15 protein-coding genes, 1 other RNA gene and 1 pseudogene are annotated in these 18,945 nt (G+C 75.3%); 8 read left to right on the top strand and 9 right to left on the bottom strand.

Annotation, left to right across the window (positions count from 1 at the left end):
• Positions 1 to 273, top strand: a pseudogene (locus ABD879_RS27315) (septation protein SepH); the annotation flags it as partial.
• 68 nt (positions 274 to 341) lie between these two features.
• On the opposite strand, the gene ABD879_RS27310 reads toward ABD879_RS27315, so the two are convergent.
• Positions 342 to 1,838 carry a PH domain-containing protein gene (locus ABD879_RS27310; protein WP_345024508.1) on the bottom strand — a complete coding sequence of 499 codons (1,497 nt, stop codon included), beginning with the start codon at positions 1,836 to 1,838 and terminating at the stop codon, positions 342 to 344.
• Positions 1,835 to 2,407, bottom strand: a complete 573-nt coding sequence (locus tag ABD879_RS27305) for a PH domain-containing protein (RefSeq protein ID WP_345024507.1) — start codon at positions 2,405 to 2,407, stop codon at positions 1,835 to 1,837. Before ABD879_RS27305 ends, ABD879_RS27310 begins: the two co-directional genes overlap by 4 nt.
• Before the next feature lie 337 nt (positions 2,408 to 2,744).
• Here ABD879_RS27305 and ABD879_RS27300 point away from each other — a divergent pair, with 337 nt between their 5' ends.
• Entirely contained in the window at positions 2,745 to 3,728 is a 984-nt protein-coding gene (locus ABD879_RS27300; RefSeq protein WP_345024506.1) for an ATP-binding cassette domain-containing protein, read from the top strand.
• Positions 3,725 to 4,549, top strand: coding sequence for an ABC transporter permease (locus ABD879_RS27295; protein WP_345024505.1), 825 nt, complete (start codon positions 3,725 to 3,727; stop codon positions 4,547 to 4,549). Before ABD879_RS27300 ends, ABD879_RS27295 begins: the two co-directional genes overlap by 4 nt.
• 123 nt (positions 4,550 to 4,672) lie before the next feature.
• Here the strand turns inward: ABD879_RS27295 and ABD879_RS27290 are convergent, their stop codons facing one another.
• Both ABD879_RS27290 and ABD879_RS27285 read right to left on the bottom strand, forming a co-directional pair.
• Positions 4,673 to 8,056, bottom strand: a complete 3,384-nt coding sequence (locus ABD879_RS27290; RefSeq protein WP_345024504.1) for an AfsR/SARP family transcriptional regulator — start codon at positions 8,054 to 8,056, stop codon at positions 4,673 to 4,675.
• A 206-nt stretch (positions 8,057 to 8,262) separates the two neighbouring features.
• Positions 8,263 to 9,636 (bottom strand): NAD(P)/FAD-dependent oxidoreductase, encoded by a 1,374-nt coding sequence (locus tag ABD879_RS27285; protein ID WP_345024503.1) that lies wholly within the window; start codon positions 9,634 to 9,636, stop codon positions 8,263 to 8,265.
• A 405-nt stretch (positions 9,637 to 10,041) separates the two neighbouring features.
• On the opposite strand from ABD879_RS27285, the gene ABD879_RS27280 reads away from it, so the two are divergent.
• The 3 genes from ABD879_RS27280 (at position 10,042) to ABD879_RS27270 (ending at position 13,831) form a co-directional block, all read left to right on the top strand.
• Complete coding sequence (locus tag ABD879_RS27280) at positions 10,042 to 10,635, top strand: YbhB/YbcL family Raf kinase inhibitor-like protein (protein WP_345024502.1); 594 nt, start codon at positions 10,042 to 10,044, stop codon at positions 10,633 to 10,635.
• A 283-nt stretch (positions 10,636 to 10,918) separates the two neighbouring features.
• Positions 10,919 to 12,847: a hypothetical protein gene (locus tag ABD879_RS27275; protein ID WP_345024501.1), complete on the top strand. Its 1,929-nt coding sequence runs from the start codon at positions 10,919 to 10,921 to the stop codon at positions 12,845 to 12,847.
• Positions 12,848 to 13,030: 183 nt separating this feature from the next.
• Entirely contained in the window at positions 13,031 to 13,831 is an 801-nt protein-coding gene (locus tag ABD879_RS27270; RefSeq protein ID WP_345024500.1) for a carbonic anhydrase, read from the top strand.
• Between the two features lie 63 nt (positions 13,832 to 13,894).
• Here ABD879_RS27270 and ABD879_RS27265 read toward each other — a convergent pair whose 3' ends face one another.
• The 5 genes from ABD879_RS27265 to ABD879_RS27245 form a co-directional block, all read right to left on the bottom strand.
• Positions 13,895 to 14,092 (bottom strand): hypothetical protein, encoded by a 198-nt coding sequence (locus ABD879_RS27265; protein WP_285495183.1) that lies wholly within the window; start codon positions 14,090 to 14,092, stop codon positions 13,895 to 13,897.
• A 321-nt stretch (positions 14,093 to 14,413) separates the two neighbouring features.
• Positions 14,414 to 14,802: RNase P RNA component class A (gene rnpB, locus ABD879_RS27260), an RNA gene on the bottom strand.
• A 103-nt stretch (positions 14,803 to 14,905) separates the two neighbouring features.
• Positions 14,906 to 16,060, bottom strand: a complete 1,155-nt coding sequence (locus tag ABD879_RS27255) for a bifunctional RNase H/acid phosphatase (protein WP_345024499.1) — start codon at positions 16,058 to 16,060, stop codon at positions 14,906 to 14,908.
• Positions 16,057 to 16,800 carry a zinc ribbon domain-containing protein gene (locus ABD879_RS27250; RefSeq protein ID WP_345024498.1) on the bottom strand — a complete coding sequence of 248 codons (744 nt, stop codon included), beginning with the start codon at positions 16,798 to 16,800 and terminating at the stop codon, positions 16,057 to 16,059. The genes ABD879_RS27255 and ABD879_RS27250 overlap by 4 nt, the downstream gene beginning before the upstream one ends.
• Positions 16,797 to 17,636 (bottom strand): Nif3-like dinuclear metal center hexameric protein, encoded by an 840-nt coding sequence (locus ABD879_RS27245; protein ID WP_345024497.1) that lies wholly within the window; start codon positions 17,634 to 17,636, stop codon positions 16,797 to 16,799. Before ABD879_RS27245 ends, ABD879_RS27250 begins: the two co-directional genes overlap by 4 nt.
• Positions 17,637 to 17,898: 262 nt before the next feature.
• On the opposite strand from ABD879_RS27245, the gene ABD879_RS27240 reads away from it, so the two are divergent.
• Both ABD879_RS27240 and ABD879_RS27235 read left to right on the top strand, forming a co-directional pair.
• Positions 17,899 to 18,348, top strand: a complete 450-nt coding sequence (locus tag ABD879_RS27240) for a DUF6191 domain-containing protein (protein ID WP_345024495.1) — start codon at positions 17,899 to 17,901, stop codon at positions 18,346 to 18,348.
• Positions 18,349 to 18,391: 43 nt separating this feature from the next.
• Positions 18,392 to 18,790 carry a hypothetical protein gene (locus ABD879_RS27235; protein WP_345024494.1) on the top strand — a complete coding sequence of 133 codons (399 nt, stop codon included), beginning with the start codon at positions 18,392 to 18,394 and terminating at the stop codon, positions 18,788 to 18,790.
• Positions 18,791 to 18,945 lie beyond the last annotated feature (155 nt).

Below are 18,945 nucleotides of genomic sequence, written 5' to 3'. Positions count from 1 at the left end.
CCGCCCCAGGAGCCCGCCGCACCCGCCGCGGCCGCGCCCAAGCCGGCCCCGCCGCAGCGGCCCGCGCACCAGCCCGCGCGCCCCGGGGGCAAGAAGAAGTCGGCGGGACGTGCCGCCATGCCCGCCGCCCAGGTGGACAAGCCGGCCGCCGGAACCCCCGCGGGCGACGCCCCGGCGCCGCAGCGGCCCGCGCGCCGGCGCCGCGCCAAGGGCAAGCGCGCGTCGGTGCCGTCCTGGGACGAGATCATGTTCGGCGCCCGCCGCCCCGACTGAGCGGCCCCGGACAGGTAGGTAGGTAGGTAGTAAGCAGGTCGGGCGGCGCAGCCGCATCCGGCCCCGCGTCAGCGGTCGGCGTCCGGGTCGTCCTCGAGGAAGGGGGCGACCCACTCGGGGGTGATGCGGGCCGCGAACGCCACGGCGTCGCCGTGCGCCATGTCGGTGGCGGGGCAGGCGCCGTCGCCGGCCCCCACGGCGACGACGAGCGTGGACAGCCCGAGCCTGCGCTGGAACAGCGTCTGCCGGATCCGCCAGCCCACCACGGCGCCGTGCTCGACGACCACCTGGCGGCGCCGCAGGGAACCCGACCGCACGGTGAGGCGGGCCCCGTCCGTGGCGTGCCCCAGCTGCCGGTAGCGGTCCAGGCCCAGCGGTACGCCCAGCAGGGCCAGTGCGACGCAGCCGTAGGCGACCGCGGGCCGGCCCGCCAGCAGCGCCAGCGCCGCCAGCCCGAGCGGGGGCGCCACGGCGCGCACGACACGGCGGCCGCGCGCCGCGGGCGGATGCCCCACGAGCGGGGCGGGGATGGAGCCGAGCACCCGTTCCGCCAGGTCCGCGGCGAACGGACGCGGGGAGGCGGGCAGCAGCCGCCCGCGGTGCGAGGCGTCACCCAGGCCCGTCACCAGGGCGCCCAGGCGCGCCACCCGGGTGAGCCGCTCGAACAGGTTGTCGGTCAGCTCCACCCCGCGCAGGCGGCGCCGCTCCAGGGAGACGCTGCGGCGCGTGACCAGCCCCCGCCGGGCCACCACCGAGCCGTCGCGCTCGTACACGGTGAAGTCCCAGTTGAACAGGGCGAACGCCACCACCGACATGACCGGCATGGCCAGGACGAACAGCACCGCCACGGCGACGACCACGGCCGTGGGCAGGCCGACCACGTCGTGGCCCACGTGCTCCACGCGTTCGCGGGTGATGAGCCCCAGGTCGTCCCCGAGGTTGTAGAGCGTTCCCAGGAAGCTTCCCGCCAGCGCGAACGGCGTCAGCAGGTAGGCGCCGCTCAACGGCGCGTACAGGAACCAGCGGGGGCGCATCCGCGCCAGTACGCGTCGCGGCGCGCGCGCCGGCTCCTCCGGGGACGCGGTGTGCGCGGCCAGCAGCAGCCGGCGCAGCCGCTCGGCCTCCTGGCGGGAGACGGCGTTCAGCACGCCCTCTCCCCCGTCCGCGCCCGCGTCGATGTGCACGATGGCCAGGCCCAGCAGCCGGTGCGGGAGCGCCGCACTGATGTCGACGCCGCGGATGCGGTCGCGCGGGATCGTCTTGACCGACCGGCCGACGAGGGCCCGGCGCAGCTCCAGGCGGTCGTCGTACAGGGTGTAGGTGAACGTCGCCCAGCCGGCCACGTGCACCAGCAGCCCGAACGCCAGCCCCGCCAGGGTGAAGAAGAACGCCGTGGACAGGCCGCCCACGGCGAGCCCGGCCGCGCCGGCCGCCAGCAGGGCGATCAGCTCGCGGACGGCGCCCACGACGAAGGTCAGCGGGTGCAGCCGCGCCGCACGCGGCCGCGCGGCGGTGGCGGCGGCGTGCTCCCGGTGCTGGTCCCGATGCCGGTCGCGGGTGGTCACGTCGCGTCGTCGCGCAGGTCGTGCGCCCGGTGGGCGAGCTGTTCGGCCAGTCGCGCCGCCACGTCCGCCGGCAGCCCCGCCACCTCGGACGACCCCGCGTGCGACGCGGTGTTGATCTCGATGGTGGCCAGGCCCAGCAGCCGTTCGATCCAGCCCTGCTCGGTGTCGACGGTCTGGATGCGGCTCACCGGGACCAGCAGCCACTCGCGGCTGAACCAGCCGGTGCGGGTGTAGACGACGTCGGCGCTGACCTCCCAGCGGTGCACCCGGTAGCGCCACACCGGCGTGACGGCCGTCATGAGCACCCCGGCGGCGGCCACCGCGACCGGCAGCCACCAGACCCGCTCGCCGAGCCAGCCGAGCAGGCCGTCCCAGCGCCGCCGGCCGTCCCATTCGTCGACGAAGGCGGCCGCGCCCCAGGCCAGCCCGGACGCCAGGCCCCACAGCAGGGCGGACTCGATCGCCCAGTGCGCCATGGCGCGGCGCGCCACCCGGTGCGCGGGCGGCCGCAACCGCGGCGGGTGCGGCGTCCCGCCGTCGGGCTCGTGGGTGCGCCGCACCGTCGTCACGTCCCCGAGTTTATGACCCCCGGGCGTCTCACCAGCGCATGTCGGCGGACCGGGCGGCGGGCGGCGCGGCTGTGACGGCGATCTCAGCGTTCTGTCAGTGCCGCGTGCGACGGTGGTCCGGGAGGCGCCGTGCCGCCCGCGTCCTGTCAGCGACGGCGGGAAGGCTGGGGGGCGCGGTGCACCAGGCGGCGTCTGGTCCGTCGTCCGGTTCGTCCCGCCGCCCCGCGGCGGAACGTCCCGCGGACGCCTTCCCCGGCGTGCCGGTGACCGCCCGATCCGTTGTCCGACCCGCCTATCGGCCGCCCCGGCGGCCGATGAAGGACGAGGAGTACCCCTCATGACCTACGCCATCCGGGCCGACGGCCTGGTGAAGCGGTTCGGCGACACGCAGGCCCTGGCCGGCGTGTCGTTCACCGTCGAACCCGGCACCGTGCTCGGGGTGCTCGGCCCCAACGGCGCCGGCAAGACCACCACCACCCGGATCCTGGCCACGCTGCTGGAACCCACGGCCGGCACCGCCGAGGTCGGCGGTTTCGACGTGGTCCGGCAGGCGCACCAGGTGCGCCAGCTGATCGGCCTGACCGGGCAGTACGCCGCGGTCGACGAGATGCTCACCGGCACCGAGAACCTGGTGCTGATCGGGAGGCTGCTGGGCCTGCCGCGGCGCCGGGCCAAGGCGCGCGCCGCCGAGCTGCTGGAGCGCTTCGAGCTGACCGACGCGGCCGAGCGCGCCGCCAAGACCTACTCCGGCGGCATGCGCCGTCGGCTCGACCTGGCCGCCAGCCTGGTGGGGCGGCCGCAGGTGCTGTTCCTGGACGAGCCCACCACCGGACTGGACCCGCGCAGCCGCGGCGGCCTGTGGGACATCGTGCGCGGCCTGGCCGACGACGGTGTCACCGTGCTGCTGACCACCCAGTATCTGGAGGAGGCCGACCAGCTCGCCGACGACATCATCGTCATCGACCGCGGCACGGTCATCGCGCACGGCAGCTCCGACGAGCTGAAGGCGCAGACCGGCGGCCGGGTGCTGGAGGTGCGGCCGGTGTACGAGGCCGACCAGGTCACCGTGGCGCGGGTGGTGGCCGAGCTGACCGGCGGCTCCCCCGAGGTGCGCGACGGGCTGGTGTCGGTCCCGGTCACCGACCCGGCGGTCATGCCCGCGGTGGTGCGCCGCCTGGACGACGCCGGTGTCACCGTCGGCGAGCTGTCGCTGCGCAAGTCCAGCCTGGACGAGGTGTTCTTCGCCCTGACCGGCCACCGCACCGACGCGGCGGAGCAGCCGGCCGGCGAACTGCCCGAGAACGAAGGAGCCGCCGCATGAGCACCGCCACCGCCGCCGCGGGAGGGCCGGCCCGCCCCGCGCCGACCCGGCGGGTCACCGCCGCCGCCACCGCCCGCCATGTGGCCACGCTGGCCTGGCGGAACCTGGTGCAGATCAAGCACAACCCGATGGAGCTGCTGGACCTGTCCATCCAGCCCATCATGTTCGTGCTGCTGTTCGCCTACGTGTTCGGCCCGCCGATGGCGGGCAGCGTCGAGGCCTACCTGCCCATCGTGATCCCCGGCATCATCGCGCAGAACGCGCTGTTCGCCGGGATGACCACCGGTTACGGGCTGAACGTGGACATCACCAAGGGGGTGTACGACCGGTTCCGCAGCCTGCCGATCTCGCGCAGCGCGCCCCTGGTCGGCCGGATCATCGCCGACACCGTCAAGCAGGCGTGGTCGATGCTGGTGCTGCTGCTGGTCGGGTTCGCCATCGGGTTCCGGATCGGGACCGGTCCGCTCGGCCTGGTCGCCGCGTTCGGGCTGATCCTGCTGTTCGCGCTGCTGTTCACCTGGATCTCGGTGTACGTCGGGGTCAAGGCGAGCGAGCCGGAGAAGGTGCAGATCTTCGGTTTCACGATCATCTTCCCGATCACGTTCCTGAGCACCGCGTTCATCCGGCTGTCCCCGGGCACCCCGGACTGGCTGGCGTTCGTGATGCGCAACAACCCGCTGACGCAGCTGGTGGAGGCGATCCGCGGGCTGCTGGTGGGCGGTCCGGTGCTGGCGCACGCCTGGATCGCGGTGGTGTGGGGCCTGGCGTTCATGGCCGTGTTCGCCCCGCTGTCGGTCCGGGAGCTGCGCCGCCGCGTCTGAGACGCCCCCGGCATATGGACAGGGCATCGGGACAGGACATAAGGGACAGTTCATAAGGGGCAGGGCATAAGGGACAGGCCATCGGGCGTCCCGGGCGGTGCGCGCCCGAGCGCGCCGCCCGGGTCAGGCGTCCGGGCGTCCGCCGGAGGGCCGCGTCAGGACGCCGCCGGGGGCGGGCGGGCGCGTGATGCCGAACTCCTCCAGCACGTCGTCGAACGTCCGGCCGCGGCCGCGCCGGTAGGCGGCGGTGTAGGCGGCGTCGCCGAGGGCCGCGCGCGCGGCGCGCTCGGCGTCCAGCGCCTCGGGGAACGACAGGTCGGGCATGCCGCGCAGCGCGTCGGCGGTGCCGACCAGCTCGGCGGCGCGTTTGGGGTCGTCGCCGGCGAGCGCGACGTGCGCCAGCGCCACCAGCGCGGCGGAGACCGTCGTGTGGTCGTACCCCTCCACCCCGAGGCGCACGGCCTGCTCCAGCCGGGGCCGGGCCCGCTCGGCGTCCCCCTCGTCCAGGTCCAGGAACGCCCGGGTGATCAGCATGAGCGCCCGCAGGATGCCGTGCGCGTTCCCGCCCAGCAGCTCCTCGGCGCGGTCCAGGCGGCGCGACGCCTCCCGTGTCTCCCCGGCCCGGCGCAGGAGCTCGGCCGTCTGCTGGTGGACGAGGCTCGCCCCCTCCTTGACGCCCGTGCGCTCGGTGTCGCGGAGGGCGGCCGCCAGCAGTTCCTCGGCGCGGGCGCGGTCGCCGACCAGGGACACCTGCCGCGCAAGCGCCAGCGTGGTGTGCAGCCGCATGGCCGTGCCGCCGCCGAACCCCTCGCTGAGGCCCGCCGCCCGCTCCAGCGTCGCGACGGCGTCGCGGCGCCGGCCCCGGCGCGCCTGCAGCTCCGCCCGCGCCGTCAGCGCGAACGACAGGCCCCACCGGTCGCCGATCGCCTGGAACTCGGCGATGGCCTTCTCCACGTGCTCTTCCAGTTCCTCGCCGAGCCCGAAGGCCATGCCCATCTGCACCCGGGTGAAGCGGGCGACGCCGCGCACCCAGGGGTCCGGGTCGTCCAGCAGGGCTTCGACCGTCGAGAAGTGGTCGGGGCTCCAGCCGGACATGTGCAGCTCCAGGGTCGCCAGCATCAGCCGCAGCACCGGATGCGCCGGCTTCTCGCCCAGCCGCTCGCAGATGTCCCGGGCGCGCAGCAGCAGCTCCACGACCGGGGAGTCGTCCACCATGTCCAGGGACGTCATGGCGCCCACCGCCAGCGCCACCGCGGTGCTCTGGTCGACGGGAAGGTCCGGCAGCCGCGCCATCTCCTCCAGCGCGTCGGCGTGCTCGCTCAGGTCGCCGCGCAGGAACCAGTACCAGCCCAGCGCGGCGCAGAACCGCACCGCCAGGGCCGCCTCGCCCGCGGAGATCGCCCAGTGCAGCGCGGCGTGCGTGTTGTCGTGCTCGGCCGCCAGCCGCGCCAGCCAGTCGAGCTGGTCGTGCCGGTACAGGCGGGGCTCGGCGGTCTCGGCCAGGCGCAGGAAGTGCTCGGCGTGGGCGCGGCGCAGCCGGTCCTCCTCGCCGGCCTCGGCCAGGCGCTCCAGCCCGTAGGCGCGGACGGTCTCCAGCATGCCGTAGCGGGGCTCGCCGCCGTCCTGTTCGACCATGCACACCAGGGACTTGTCCACCAGGCCGGTGAGCACGTCCAGGATCTCGGCGCGGTCCAGGCCGTCGCCCGCGCAGACGGCCTCGGCGCTGTCGAGGGTGGCGCCGCCGGTGAACAGCGCCAGCCGCCGCCACAGCGCCCGTTCGGCGTCCGACAGCAGCTCCCAGCTCCACTCGACGACCGATCGCAGCGTCTGGTGGCGGGGCAGCGCGGTGCGGCTGCCCCCGGTGAGCAGCCGGAACCGGTCGTCCAGGCGGGCGGCGAGCTGGCCGGGCGTCAGAGCGCGCAACCGGGCGGCGGCCAGCTCGATCGCCAGCGGCATGCCGTCCAGCGCCCGGCAGATGCGCGTCACGTGGGGGGCGTTGGCGTCGGTCACCGCGAAACCGGGGCGGACGGCGGCGGCGCGGTCGGCCAGCAGCCGGACGGCCGGGTAGGTCATCGCCTCGGCGGCGCAGGCGTCGGGGGGCGGCGGTTCCAGCGGCGGCACCGGCCACAGCGTCTCGCCGGTGATGCCGAGAGGTTCGCGGCTGGTGGCCAGCACCCGCACGCCGGGGCAGTGCGCCAGCACCCGGTCGGCGAGCCGGGCCGCCGCGTCGAGCACGTGCTCGCAGTTGTCCAACAGCAGCAGCAGGCGTTTTCGGGCCAGGGCGGCCACCAGCCGGTCCAGCGCGTCGCCCTGCTCGGGCAGCAGCCGGTTCGCCGCGCCGATCAGCTTCGTCTCGTGCATGCCGAGCGCGCCGAGCACGGCGGAGGGCACCTCGGCCGGGTCGACGACCGGCGCCAGCTCCACCACCCAGACCCCGTCGGGCATCCGGTCGAGCATCCGCCGGCCCGCCTCGACCGACAGCCGCGTCTTGCCGGACCCGCCCGGGCCGGTCAGGGTGACCAGCCGGCCCTCGCCGAGCAGCTCGTCGACCGCCTTCAGGTCGTGGTCGCGGCCGATGAAGCTGGTCAGCGGCGCGCGCAGGTTGCCGCGGGGGGCGGGCACGGCCTCGTCGCCGGACGCGGAGCGTGCGGGCGGATCCGCGGGGGCGGGCCCGGGAGGCCGCTCGGAGGGCCGCTGCGGGGGCCGTCCGGCGGGAGCGCGGTTCACGGGCGGGGCCGCGGCCGGTTCCGGGGCGGCCGGGACGAGCACGGCGGAGTCGCGGCGGAGCACCGCCAGGTACACCGCCTCCAGGTCGGGCGAGGGGTCGACGCCGAGCCGCTCGCCGAGCAGGGTCCTGATCGACTCGTACTCGGCCAGCGCCTCGGCCTGGCGGCCCGCCCCGTACAGGGCCCGCATGAGCCTGCCCCGCAGCGGTTCGCGCAGCGGCTCGGCGGCGGCGAGGGCCTGCAGTTCGGGGATCAGCTCGGCGTATCGGCCGAGGGCCAGGTCGGCGTCGATCCGCTCGTCCAGCGCGGCGCGGCGCAGCCCCTCCAGGCGGGCGGCGGGCCCGTCGGCGAACGGCAGCCCGGACGCGGCGGCGAACGCCGCGCCCCGCCACAGCGCCAGGGCGGCGCGCAGCTCGGCGGACCGGGCGGACGGGTCGGCCAGGCCGCGCGCCCGGCGGATCCGGGCCTCGAAGTCGTGCGCGTCCACCGCCTCCGGCGGCACCGCCAGCCGGTAGGCGCCGCGGCGCGACTCCAGGCGGCCGCGTCCCGCCCCGGCCTCCTGGAACGCGGCGCGCAGCCGGGACACCAGCGACTGCAGCGCGTTGGGCGCGCCGTGCGGGGCGTCGTCCTCCCACAGGTCCTCGATGAGCCGGTCGGCGGGCACCATCCGCCCCGCCTCCAGGGCCAGCCGGATCAGCAGCGCCCGCAGCCGCGCGCCCCCGATCCCGACGGGACGGCCGTCCGCGACCACCTCCAGCGGCCCCAGGATTGCGATCCGCACAGCCCGATTGTCCTCCATCGCCACGGCGATCCGGCCCGGCCAGGTGTACGACTTCATCGGGTCAAACTGGCACATCGCCGCGGCGGCCGCGCAACCGGATTTTCCGGCCGCGAACGTCCGACGCCCCGGCGGCCGGGTGGGCCGCCGGGGCGTCGAAACCGCTGCCCGGGGTGTCGCCCCTCGCGGGCAGGTACCGCCTGGGATGATCAGGCGGCGCTCTCCTTGGCCTTGGACTGGGGCGGGGCGTCGGCGAGCGCGGCCAGCTGGAAGTCGGCGCGCGGCTGCTCGATGATGCCCAGCGAGACGGTCTCGCGCTTGAGGAACAGCGCCAGCGTCCAGTCGGCCAGGACCCGGATCTTGCGGTTGAGCGTCGGCACCCGGGAGCCGTGGTAGGTGCGGTGCATGAACCAGGCGGGCCAGCCCTTCACCCGGAAGCCGTAGGTGTAGGCGACGCCCTTGTGCAGGCCGAGGCCGGCGACCGCGCCCACGTTGTTGTGGACGTACGGCTTGAGGGGCTTGCCGCGCAGCGACCGCACCAGGTTGTCGGCGAGCACCTTGGACTGGCGCACCGCGTGCTGGGCGTTGGGCGGGCAGGTCATGCCCTCCTGGGTCAGGTCGGGGACGGCCGCGTTGTCGCCGGCGGTGAACGCGCGCACCAGGCCCTCGACGGTGAGGAACTCGGTGGCCTTGACGCGGCCGCGCTCGTCCAGCGGCAGGTCGCTGCCGCGCACGACCGGGGCGGCCTTGACGCCGGCGTTCCACACCAGGGTGCCGGCGGGGAACCGGCTGCCGTCCGACAGCTCGATCTGGCCGTCCACCGCGGACTTCAGCAGGGTCTTCAGCTTCACGTCGATGCCGCGGCCGCGCAGCTGCTCGGCGGTCCACTTGCCCATGTCCGGGCCGACCTCGGGCAGGATCCGGTCGGCCGCCTCAACGAGCACGAACCGCAGGTCCGCGGCGGTGACGTTGCGCATGTACCGGACCGCGTGCCGGGTCATGTCCTCCAGCTCGGCGACCGCCTCCACGCCGGCGAAGCCGCCGCCGACGAACACGAAGGTCAGCGCCTTGCGGCGGATCTCCTCGTCCGCGGTGGACTCGGCGATCTCCAGCTGCTGGAGCACGTGGTTGCGCAGGTGGATGGCCTCGCCGATCGTCTTGAGGCTGATGCCGTGCTCGGCCAGGCCGGGGATCGGCAGGATCCGCGGCACCGCGCCGGCGGCCATCACCAGGTAGTCGTAGGAGATCCGCTCGGGCGGCCCGGCCAGCGGCTGCACGATCGCCCAGCCCTCGGCGTGGTTCAGCTCGGTCACGCGGGCGTTGCGCACGGCGCAGCGCGGCAGCACCCGGCGCAGCGGTACCACCACGTGCCGCGGGGAGATGTTCCCGGCGGCGGCCTCGGGCAGGAACGGCTGGTAGGTCATGTACGAGTTGGGGTCAACGACTGTGATCTTGACCTCGCCGCGCTTGAGCTCGCGGCGCAGCTTCTTCTGCAGCCGCAGCGCGGTGTACATGCCCACGTAGCCGCCACCCACGATGAGGATGTGGGGAGCGCCAGGGGTCTCCTCGACGGTCCTGGCCATTCGCGGCCTCCTCTGTCACGGTCGGCTTGTGAAGACATTCACAAACTATCCGACCAGGCACGATGCAACCAAGCAAAAACGGCGGAAGAACAGCGAAAGTTTCCAAGTCGTCAAATTGGAACGTTGGGAGGGCCGTGAACTTCGTCACCGCTTCCCCCCGAATCGGACGGCATGGGACGTAGTTCACAGATCATCTCTCCAGCCGGGGATTCTCGCCGGGCACACCGCCCGCCAGGGGGAAAAGACCCGTTCCACCCCCATCGAACCCCTAAGGTGGGGCCGGACGCGGCAAGGGGGACGCGGCCCGCCAGGAGCCGGGCCCCCGGGCCGCCCACGCACGAACCGTCAAGTTGCACCGAGTCCGGCGGGGCGCGGCGTACGATCTCGCCCGGGAGCGTAGCGATGATGAGCAAAGACCGGCGTCCGGTCACGGCCACCGCGGGCGCCGCGGCCGCCCTGGCGCTCGCCGGCGCGCTGAGCGGCTGCGGCCTGATCGGCCTGCCGCAGAACCAGAGCGCCGAGCTGGCCGAGTGGTTCACCGTGTCCAGCCCGGTGTTCCGCGATGGCCGCGACCTGCCCACGCGGTACGCCTGCAACACGTACCCTGGCGGGCAGGGCAGGACCCCGCCGCTGCGGTGGTCGGGGACCCCGTCCGGCACCCGGTCGTTCGCGATCGTGATGGACGACGCCGACAGCGCCTATGTGCACTGGGTGATCGCGGGCATCGACGGCACCACGCAGCAGATCGTCGAGGGCGCCAGGCTGGACAAGACGGTCGAGGGACTCAACACCGGCGACAAGGTGGGCTACACGCCGCCGTGTCCGCCCGAGAACGAGCGGCACCGGTACCGGTTCACCATCTACGCGCTGGACGTCTCCAACGACAAGCCGCTGTTCCGCAGGGGCGCGCCGCTGGAGGAGTCGCTCGGCGCGATCGCCGAGCACACGGTGGGCCGGGGGCGGATCACCGGGAACTTCGGGAGCGAACAGGCGCGTTGACCGTGGGGCCGCAGAGCGCAGAGGTCAGGGCCGTCCACCCGGGGGGCCGGAGACGACAGTGGCGCGGGGGCCGACCAGCGGGTCGGCCGGTGCGCGCCGGACGAGGGCAGATGTGCGCGAATGGTGTGACAACGGTCATAGCGGTCGGTCAGAATCGGTCTGTCGGTCAGAATCGGTCTAGGTCTCCCGGGACCGGAGCATCGGCGACCGGCAGGCCGGCAATCGGGACGAACCCGCGGGCCCCGCTGACGCGTCTCGTCGGGCCAAGGCATTGGGTGGTGGCATGACAACTTACATCGTGGTCTTCGGCCTGATCGTGGTCGTCGTCCTGGTGGTCGTCCTGGTGGCCCTGGGGCTGCGGGCCAGCCGGGCCGCCCGCGACGACGACGATGACTGGATGGACAGCGAGGCGCCGCCCCGCGGCGGCTACCGCTCCGGCGGCGGCCCCGAGGAGGCTCCGGCCGACGACGGCTACGGCTACGACGGCGCCTACGAGGACGGCTACGCCCAGGCGGGCGCCGGGCCCGAGCAGGCGCCCCAGGGCGGCTACGACCGCCGCGTCGCGGGCGGGTCCGGTCCCCTCGCCGCGCCGACCCCGGCGTCCCCGCCGCAGGCAGGCGACGCCGACGAGATGGCCGACGACGACTACTGGGCCACCATCACCTTCGACAAGCCCAAGTTCCCCTGGCAGCACGACAAGGAGGAGCAGCCGGAGGTCGACCCGGCCGAGGACCCGCTGCTCGCCCAGGGCCAGCAGAACCAGGCCGCGGGCCCGGGCGCCCCTGCGATGCCCGGCGAGCCGCCCATGATGAACCAGCAGGCGCCGATGGGCGACATGCCCGGCGCCCCCGAGCCCGTCCCGGGCGGACGCGGCACCGGCCCCCAGCAGGTTCCGCAGCAGCCGTCCTCGTTCCCCCCGGCCGCGCACCTGTCGGCCGACCCGGGCGCCACCACCCACCTGTCGGGCGACCCCGGCGCGACCTCGCACCTGCCCGGCGGCGACCCGCAGGCGACCGCGAACGACCCGCTGCCCGCCGACCTCGCGGGCCGCCAGGCCCAGCCGCCCTTCGGCACCGGCCCCCAGGACCAGCTCGCCTACGGCAACGCCGACCAGTCGCCCTTCGGCCCGCCCCCCGGCGGCGGCGCGGACCCGTCGTACGGCTCCGGCGGCCCCGGCGGTCCCGGCGCCGACCAGTCCTCGCCGTACGGGGGCGACCCGCTGGGCGGCGGCCGCCACTCCGCCGCGCCCGGCCCCGCGACCGGCCCGTCGCCGCGTCCCGACGCCTTCGACCGGCCGCTGTCGCCGTCCGGCTCCGGGGCCCAGGGCGGCACCGACGCCCTGGGGCTGCCCCTGGGCCGCACCGACGAGCACCCCATCCGCGGCCTGGGCGACCTCGGCCGCCCGCAGGAGCCCGGCGACCCCGGCGGCTACGGCACGACGCCGCCCGCGCCGCCTCCGGCCGCGTCGCCGTCCGCCTCGCCGCCTCCGGCTCCCTCCGCCCCGGCCCCGTCGGCGCCCGCCGCGCCGTCCGGGGCCTCGTCGGGAGCGGCGTCGGGCGGGGGCGACGACCACAAGCTGCCCACGGTGGACGAGCTGCTGCAGCGCATCCAGAACGAGCGGTCCGCCGGGTCGAGCACCGCTCCGCGTCCGGCGCCGACGGCGTCCCCCGACCCGTCCGGCGGCAGCCCGCTGAACGACCCGCTGAACGACCCGCTCGGCACCAAGAGCTCCTCCTCGTTCGGCTCGTCCACCGGCCCGTGGTCGGCGCCGCCCTCGAGCGGCACGGGCGGCACGGGCGGCTACGGCTCCGGTCAGGGCGGCACCGACGGCTACCCGACGTCGCCCGCCTACGGCGACTCGTCCCGGGGGTACGACGACCCGCTGAACACCGGGCGCGAGCCCTTCGGGTCGTCCTTCCCGGGCCCGGGCGAGCAGCCGTCCTCCGGCGGCTACGGCGACTTCAGCGGCAGCAGCTACGGCGGCGACCCGCTGGGCCTCGACTCGCCCCAGGGAACCGGCGGCACGCCGTCCGGCGGCGGTTTCGGCGACCCGGGCGCCACCCAGGCGTACGGCGGCTACTACAACCAGCAGAACCCGGGGGCACCCCAGCAGGGCGGCCAGGACCAGAGCGGCTCGTACGGCTCCTCCTACCCGGGCGGCCCGCCGCGCGACCCCGACGACTGGGAGAGCCACCGCGACTACCGTCGCTGACGCGCTCCGACGACGCGCCCGTCCGCCCTTCGCAGGGCGGGCGGGCGCGTCGTCGTGTCGGCACCGCGGAGGCCGCGCGTGCACCGGCCGGACCCGTCGGCGCGCCGCATCGGCTCCCCGCCGCGGCGGGGAGTGGCGAGGGCGACATCGACCAGGGCTCACGACAATTGGTATGAAAGGGCGATGAGCGGCGATACTTCCCCTGCGCGCAAGCCCCCGCCGTCCGCCCGCTGGTGGGCTCCGTGGGCGAACCGGCGGCGCCGTCACCCGCTCCGGGAGCCGGACGCGCCGGAGGCGCCGGGCAGCGCCCCGCTGCTGGCGGGCGTGCGCGAGTACCACGGCAGCACGGCGCCCCTGGTGCGGCCGATCATGGCGGAGCTGGCGTTCGAGCAGCGGCCCGAGCACCTGTTCATCACCTGCGTGGACTCGCGGGTGGTGCCCAACATCATCACCGCCAGCGGCCCCGGCGACCTGTTCATCAACCGCAACGTCGGCAACCTGGTGCCGCGGCACGGCTCCCCGACGCCCGACGACTCGGTGGCCGCCACCGTCGAGTACGCCGTCAACGTGCTGGGCATCCGCACCATCACCGTGTGCGGCCACTCCAACTGCGGGGCCATGGCGGCCCTGCTGGCCGGAGGCCGCGAGGTGCGGCACCTGCCGTCCCTGACCCGCTGGCTGCGGCACGGCCGGGACAGCCTGGTCCGCTTCCTGGAGGCCGAGCCCGGCGCCGGGCCGGACGAGCCGCCGCTGACCCGGCTGTGCAAGATCAACGTGATGCAGCAGCTGGACAACCTGCTCACCCATCCCTGGCTGCGCGAGCGGTTCGAGGCCGGCGGCCTGGAACTGGTGGGGCTCTACCTCGACCTGGAGACGGCCCAGGTGCACATGCTGGACCGGACCGCCGGGACGTTCGTCCCCGTGCCGGACGAAGCACCGGACGGGTCGCCCGACGGGGTGCCGGACGGGCGCGCCCTCACCTGAGGCGCGGGCGCGCCCTGGGCCGAGGGACGGGCGGGCCGTGCGACCGGCCGCCGCCCGGTCCCGTCACCGGCCGGCGAGCTCCTTCTCACGGGTCTCGGGACCGCGCGTGTACATCCCGACCGCCCAACGGTGCCGCCGCGCCCGCGAGTTGTGGGCGGGCAGGCGGGGGTCGTCGCTCCGGGTGGCCCGGGCGAAGTCCGCCAGGAAGATCAGTGACGCCAGCAACGTGATGAGCCCGACAGCGATCGCTACGACGAACATCGGCGCTCCTCTCTCGCGGAGGCCGCCTCGCGGACGGCCCCGCCGTCTTCGGCCGATCCCCCGGGATCGGCCGGTACCCGAACAGTAGAGGCGCCGCTCGAAATCATCTGTGTCGTATGACCCGAAGTCGCCGCTGAATCGCCTGCTTCGGCGCGTGTCCGCCCCGCCGTCCGCCTCCGGGCACGGCCCGTCCGCCTCCGAACCGCGGAAGCGGCGGGCGAGCGGGGCGCCATCGAAGCACCGATCGCCGAAGCGCAAGCGGAACCGCAGCGGAACCAGGGGCAGGGGTAACCGCTCCGCTGCAGGCAAAAAGGATGAAGGCGGACGAGTCGGCCTGTAGGCCGGGTTCTGTGCCGCCGCGCAAGCGGCGGTGACGGCCATCCATCTCGGGTCGCCGTTGCCGACGACCTCCAGCGGTCCACCCGCAGGCATCGGACGGGCAGCCCTCGAACGCCTGCGCGGGAAGCGCCGCTTCCCTTCTTGACCTTGCTCCGGGTGGGGTTTACCGAGCCGCCCACGTCACCGTGGGCGCTGGTGAGCTCTTACCTCACCGTTTCACCCTTACCACCGGCGGTGCCGATGGCGGTCTGCTTTCTGTGGCACTGTCCCGCGGGTCACCCCGGGTCGGTGTTACCGACCACCCTGCCCTGTGGAGCCCGGACCTTCCTCGGCGGGGCGCAGGACCCCGACGCGGCCGTCCGGCCGGCTCGTCCGCCGTACGTCAAGCCTATCGGAGCCGGGACGGCGCCTCGACGCGATCGGGGCCGCGCGCCGGGACCGACCGGCCCGGAGGCCGGGCCGGTCGCAGGTGCGTCACAGATGGTGGACGTCGTTGAACGAGCGCAGCGTCGCGGGGCCGTCGTCGTACCAGTCGATCCGGGTCAGCGACGCCACGTCCAGCTGCATCCGGTACATCGCCCGCATGGGGGCGCCGAGCGCGGACACCACCAGCAGCTTGATGGGGGTCACGTGGGTGACGACCAGCACCTTGCGGTGGCGGTGGCGCACCTTGATCTTGTCGAGGGCGGTGCGGACGCGGCGCGCGGTCGCGGTGAAGCTCTCCCCGTTCGGCGGGGCGGCCGACGGGTCGGCCAGCCACGCCTTCAGCTCGCCCGGCCACCGCTCCCCCACCTCGGCGAAGGTGAGCCCCTCCCAGTCGCCGAAGTCGGTCTCGCGCAGGCCCTCCTCGACCCGGACGGGGGCGCCGGTCGCGGCGGCGACCGCGGCGGCGGTGTCGCGGCAGCGGCTCAGCGGCGAGGTGACGATCGCGTCGATCCCCTGGCCGCGCAGGGCCCGCGCCGCCGCCTCGGCCTGGGCGGCGCCGTTGCCGGTCAGCGGGAAGTCGCCGGTGCCCGCGAAGCGCTTCTCCACCGACAGGGCCGTCTCGCCGTGGCGGAGCAGGAGCGTCACGGTGGGGGTGGTGGCGGCGGACGACCAGGCGGGGGCCTCCGCCGGGCCGTCCTCCTCCTCGGGCGGGGCGGCCGTGCCGCGGGACGCGCCGCCGGTGCCGCGGCTCCACTGCTCGCCGCGGGCGGCGGCGTCCATGGCCTCGTTGGCCAGGCGGTCGGCGTGGGCGTTGCGCTCGCGCGGTATCCAGGTGTACTCCACCGACCCCAGGCCCGCGGCGGCCTCCCGGGCCCGCAGCGCCAGCGGCACCAGATCCGGGTGCTTGATCTTCCAGCGGCCGGACATCTGCTCGACGACGAGCTTGGAGTCCATCCGCACCTGGACGCGGGCGGACGGGTCGACGGCGGCGGCGGCGCCCAGCCCGGCGATCAGGCCGCGGTACTCGGCGACGTTGTTGGTGGCGGTGCCGATCGACTCGGCGACCTCGGCCAGCACCTCGCCGGTGAGCGCGTCGCGGACCAGTGCGCCGTACCCGGCGGGCCCGGGGTTGCCCCGGGACCCGCCGTCGGCCTCCACGAGGAGCCTGCGGCCCGGGCGGCCGCCGCTCGCGGGCGCGCTCACAGCCCCGACTCGGGGGTGCGCACGAGGATGCGGCGGCACTCCTCGCAGCGGACCACCTCGTCCGGCGCCGCGGCGCGGATGCGGTTGAGGTCGACGGTGTTGAGCGCCAGGTGGCAGCCCTGGCAGGAGCCCCGGTACAGCTTGGCGGCGCCCACCCCGCCGAACTGGCCGCGCAGCTTCTCGTACAGGCCGAGCAGGTCGGCGGGGATGTCCTTGGCGACGGCGGTGCGCGCGGCGCTGGTGGTGCCGGTCTCCTCGTCGATGCGCTGCCAGGTCTCGTCGCGGCGCCGGACGGCGTCGGCCAGCTCGCTCTCGGCGGCCTGGTGGTCGGCGCGCAGCGCGGCGGCCCGGCGCTCGGCCTCCTCCCGCCGCTCCATGATCTCCAGGACGACCTCCTCCAGGTCGGACTGGCGGCGCTGCAGCGAGGCGATCTCGGCCTGCAGGCCGCTGAGGTCCTTGGCGGAGGAGACCTGGCCGGAGTCCAGTCGCTGCCGGTCGCGTTCGGCCCGCGCCCGGACCTGCTCGACGTCCTGCTCGGCCTTGCGCTGCTCGCGGTCCAGGTCGCCGATCTCGGTCTCCGCGGCGACCACGGCGTCGCGCAGCTCGCGCACGCGGGTCTGCAGGCGCTCGATCTCGGCCAGCTCGGGCAGCGTGCGGCGGCGGTGCGCGAGGCGGTCGAGCGCGGTGTCCAGCTCCTGCAGGTCGATCAGGCGCAGCTGGGCTTGCGGTGCGGCTTTCACTTTGCTCCTTCGTCGTGCAGGCGCCACGCGTCGGTGACGAGCGTGGACACCCGGGTCTCCAGCTTGCGCGCGGCCTCCGCGGCGTCCGGGGCGGCCACGGCGGCGCGCAGGCGGCGTTCGGCGTCGGCCAGCCACGGCCATTCGGTCGCCCAGTGGGCGGCGTCGATCAGCGCCGGGCCGCCGTGTTCGGCGAACTCCGACGCCGGGTGGTGCCGCAGGTCCGCGGTGAGGTAGGCGTCGACGCCGAGGGCGCGGGCGGTGTCGAGCAGGGAGTCGCCCGCGCCGCCGCAGACGGCCACGGTGCCGACGGGGCGGTCGGGGTCGCCCGCGGCCCGCACGCCCCAGGCGGTGGCGGGGAGCCCGGCGGCCACGCGGGCGGTGAAGTCCCGCAGCGGCAGCGGGGCGGGCAGCCGCCCGACGCGGCCGAGCCCGCGGCGGGGGTCGTCGGCGGCGGGGACCATCGGGCGCAGCTCACCGGTCAGGCCGACGGCGCGGGCCAGCGCGTCCGACACGCCCGGGTCGGCCACGTCGGCGTTGGTGTGCGCGGTGAACAGGGCCGTGCCGTTCTTGATCAGGCGGTGGACGAGCCGCCCCTTGGGGGTGGTGGCGGCCACGCCGTGGACCGGCCGCAGCAGCAGCGGGTGGTGGGTGACGAGCAGGTCGGCGCCCCATTCCAGGGCCTCGTCGACGACGGCCGACACGGGGTCGACGGCGAACATCACCCGGCCGACCTCCTGGTCGGGGTCGCCGCAGACCAGTCCGACGGCGTCCCACGACTCGGCCCACGCGGGCGGGTAGATCTCGTCCAGGACCTGGATGACATGGGACAGACGCACGCCCGAAGGCTACCGCCCCGGGCGGCCTCCGGCCGAGCGACGCGGCTCACCCGCGCGGACCGGTCGGCGCACCGGTTATCGTGGAAAGTCCGTGGTCTCGGCGGTACGAGACGGGCCTACTGGGCACTGACCACGTAGGCTCGGACGAACCAGGTTTCTCTCCCACCACTGGAGGTGGCGTGCACGGCCGTAACCGCACGGTCGCCGGTGCGCGGGCAAGCGACGCGCGCCCGGCGCGCGGAGGTTCCGCGAGAGTGGTCACGTGAAGTCGCCGTTCCGCCGCCGGCGCGGGCGCCTGAAGGGCCGTGCCGCCGATCGCGCGCAGGCCAAGGCCAGGCCCAGGCCGGAGCAGCACGAGGTGGTCGACTGGCCCACCGACGGCACCGGCAAGAAGTCGCTGATGGGCGCGATCCGCGGGGACGGCCAGACGGGCGCCGGGTTCGGCGGGGCGATGTTCGAGGACCTCGCCACCGTGTTCGAGGGGTCGCGGCGGGTCAAGGTCGAGGAGCAGGAGCAGCAGAAGCTGCGCCGCCACGACGACCGCCTGCAGGCGGGCGGCGGGCGCGACGACTTGAGCACCGGCAAGATCCGCATCCGGCGCTCCGGCACGGCGCCGGAGGGCGGCGGATCCGCGAACGGCGCCTCCGGCGGTCCGGCGGCGCGGTCCGGGTCGGACGGCGCGGAGCCGTCGGACGGCCCGTCCTCCCCCTGACACCCGATCGAACACCTGTTCGACGGCGGGTTATCGTGGGACGGTGAGCACGTACGTTCCGCCCGGCTGGCCCGCGCAGGTGCACCCGCCGGGCAGCGAGCGCTTCGAGGACACCGCGGTGGCGTGGCTGCTCGAACTCGTGCCGCCCGAGTACCGCCGTCACGGGGTTCTGCGCCGCTACCCGGTCGCGCTGGCCCGCATGGCCCGGCACCACGTGGGCGCGGCCGTGGACGCCGCGCGGGAGGGGTTCCGCACCGCGCGGGTCGAACTGGGCGGCCTGGTGCCGCCGCACGGGGTGGACGCCGTGCTGGACGTCTACCGCGAGGAGGGCGCCCGCATGGCGGCGCTGCTCCGGGCGGTCGAACTGGTGGAGGCGGCGCTGTGCGCCCGGGAGCGTCCCGGCGATCCGCGGTACCGGCGCCCGTTCACGCCGAAGATCTGATCAGCCCTCGTCCTTGCGCGCCAGCACGCGGTAGGTGTTGCCGGGGCCGGGGACGAGCGGCGCCAGGAGCCGGTCGAGCAGCGCGGCGGCGGTCCCCAGCGGCCGCGCGGCCGCCGCGGCGACCGCGGCGGTGGCCCGTGCCGCCGCGCCCGCCC

It is taken from the genome of Actinomadura keratinilytica (genome assembly GCF_039539665.1).
Taxonomy (GTDB): domain Bacteria; phylum Actinomycetota; class Actinomycetes; order Streptosporangiales; family Streptosporangiaceae; genus Spirillospora; species Spirillospora keratinilytica.
Note: the sequence above shows the minus strand (reverse complement) of the source record. Positions and strands in the feature narration are given on the sequence as shown.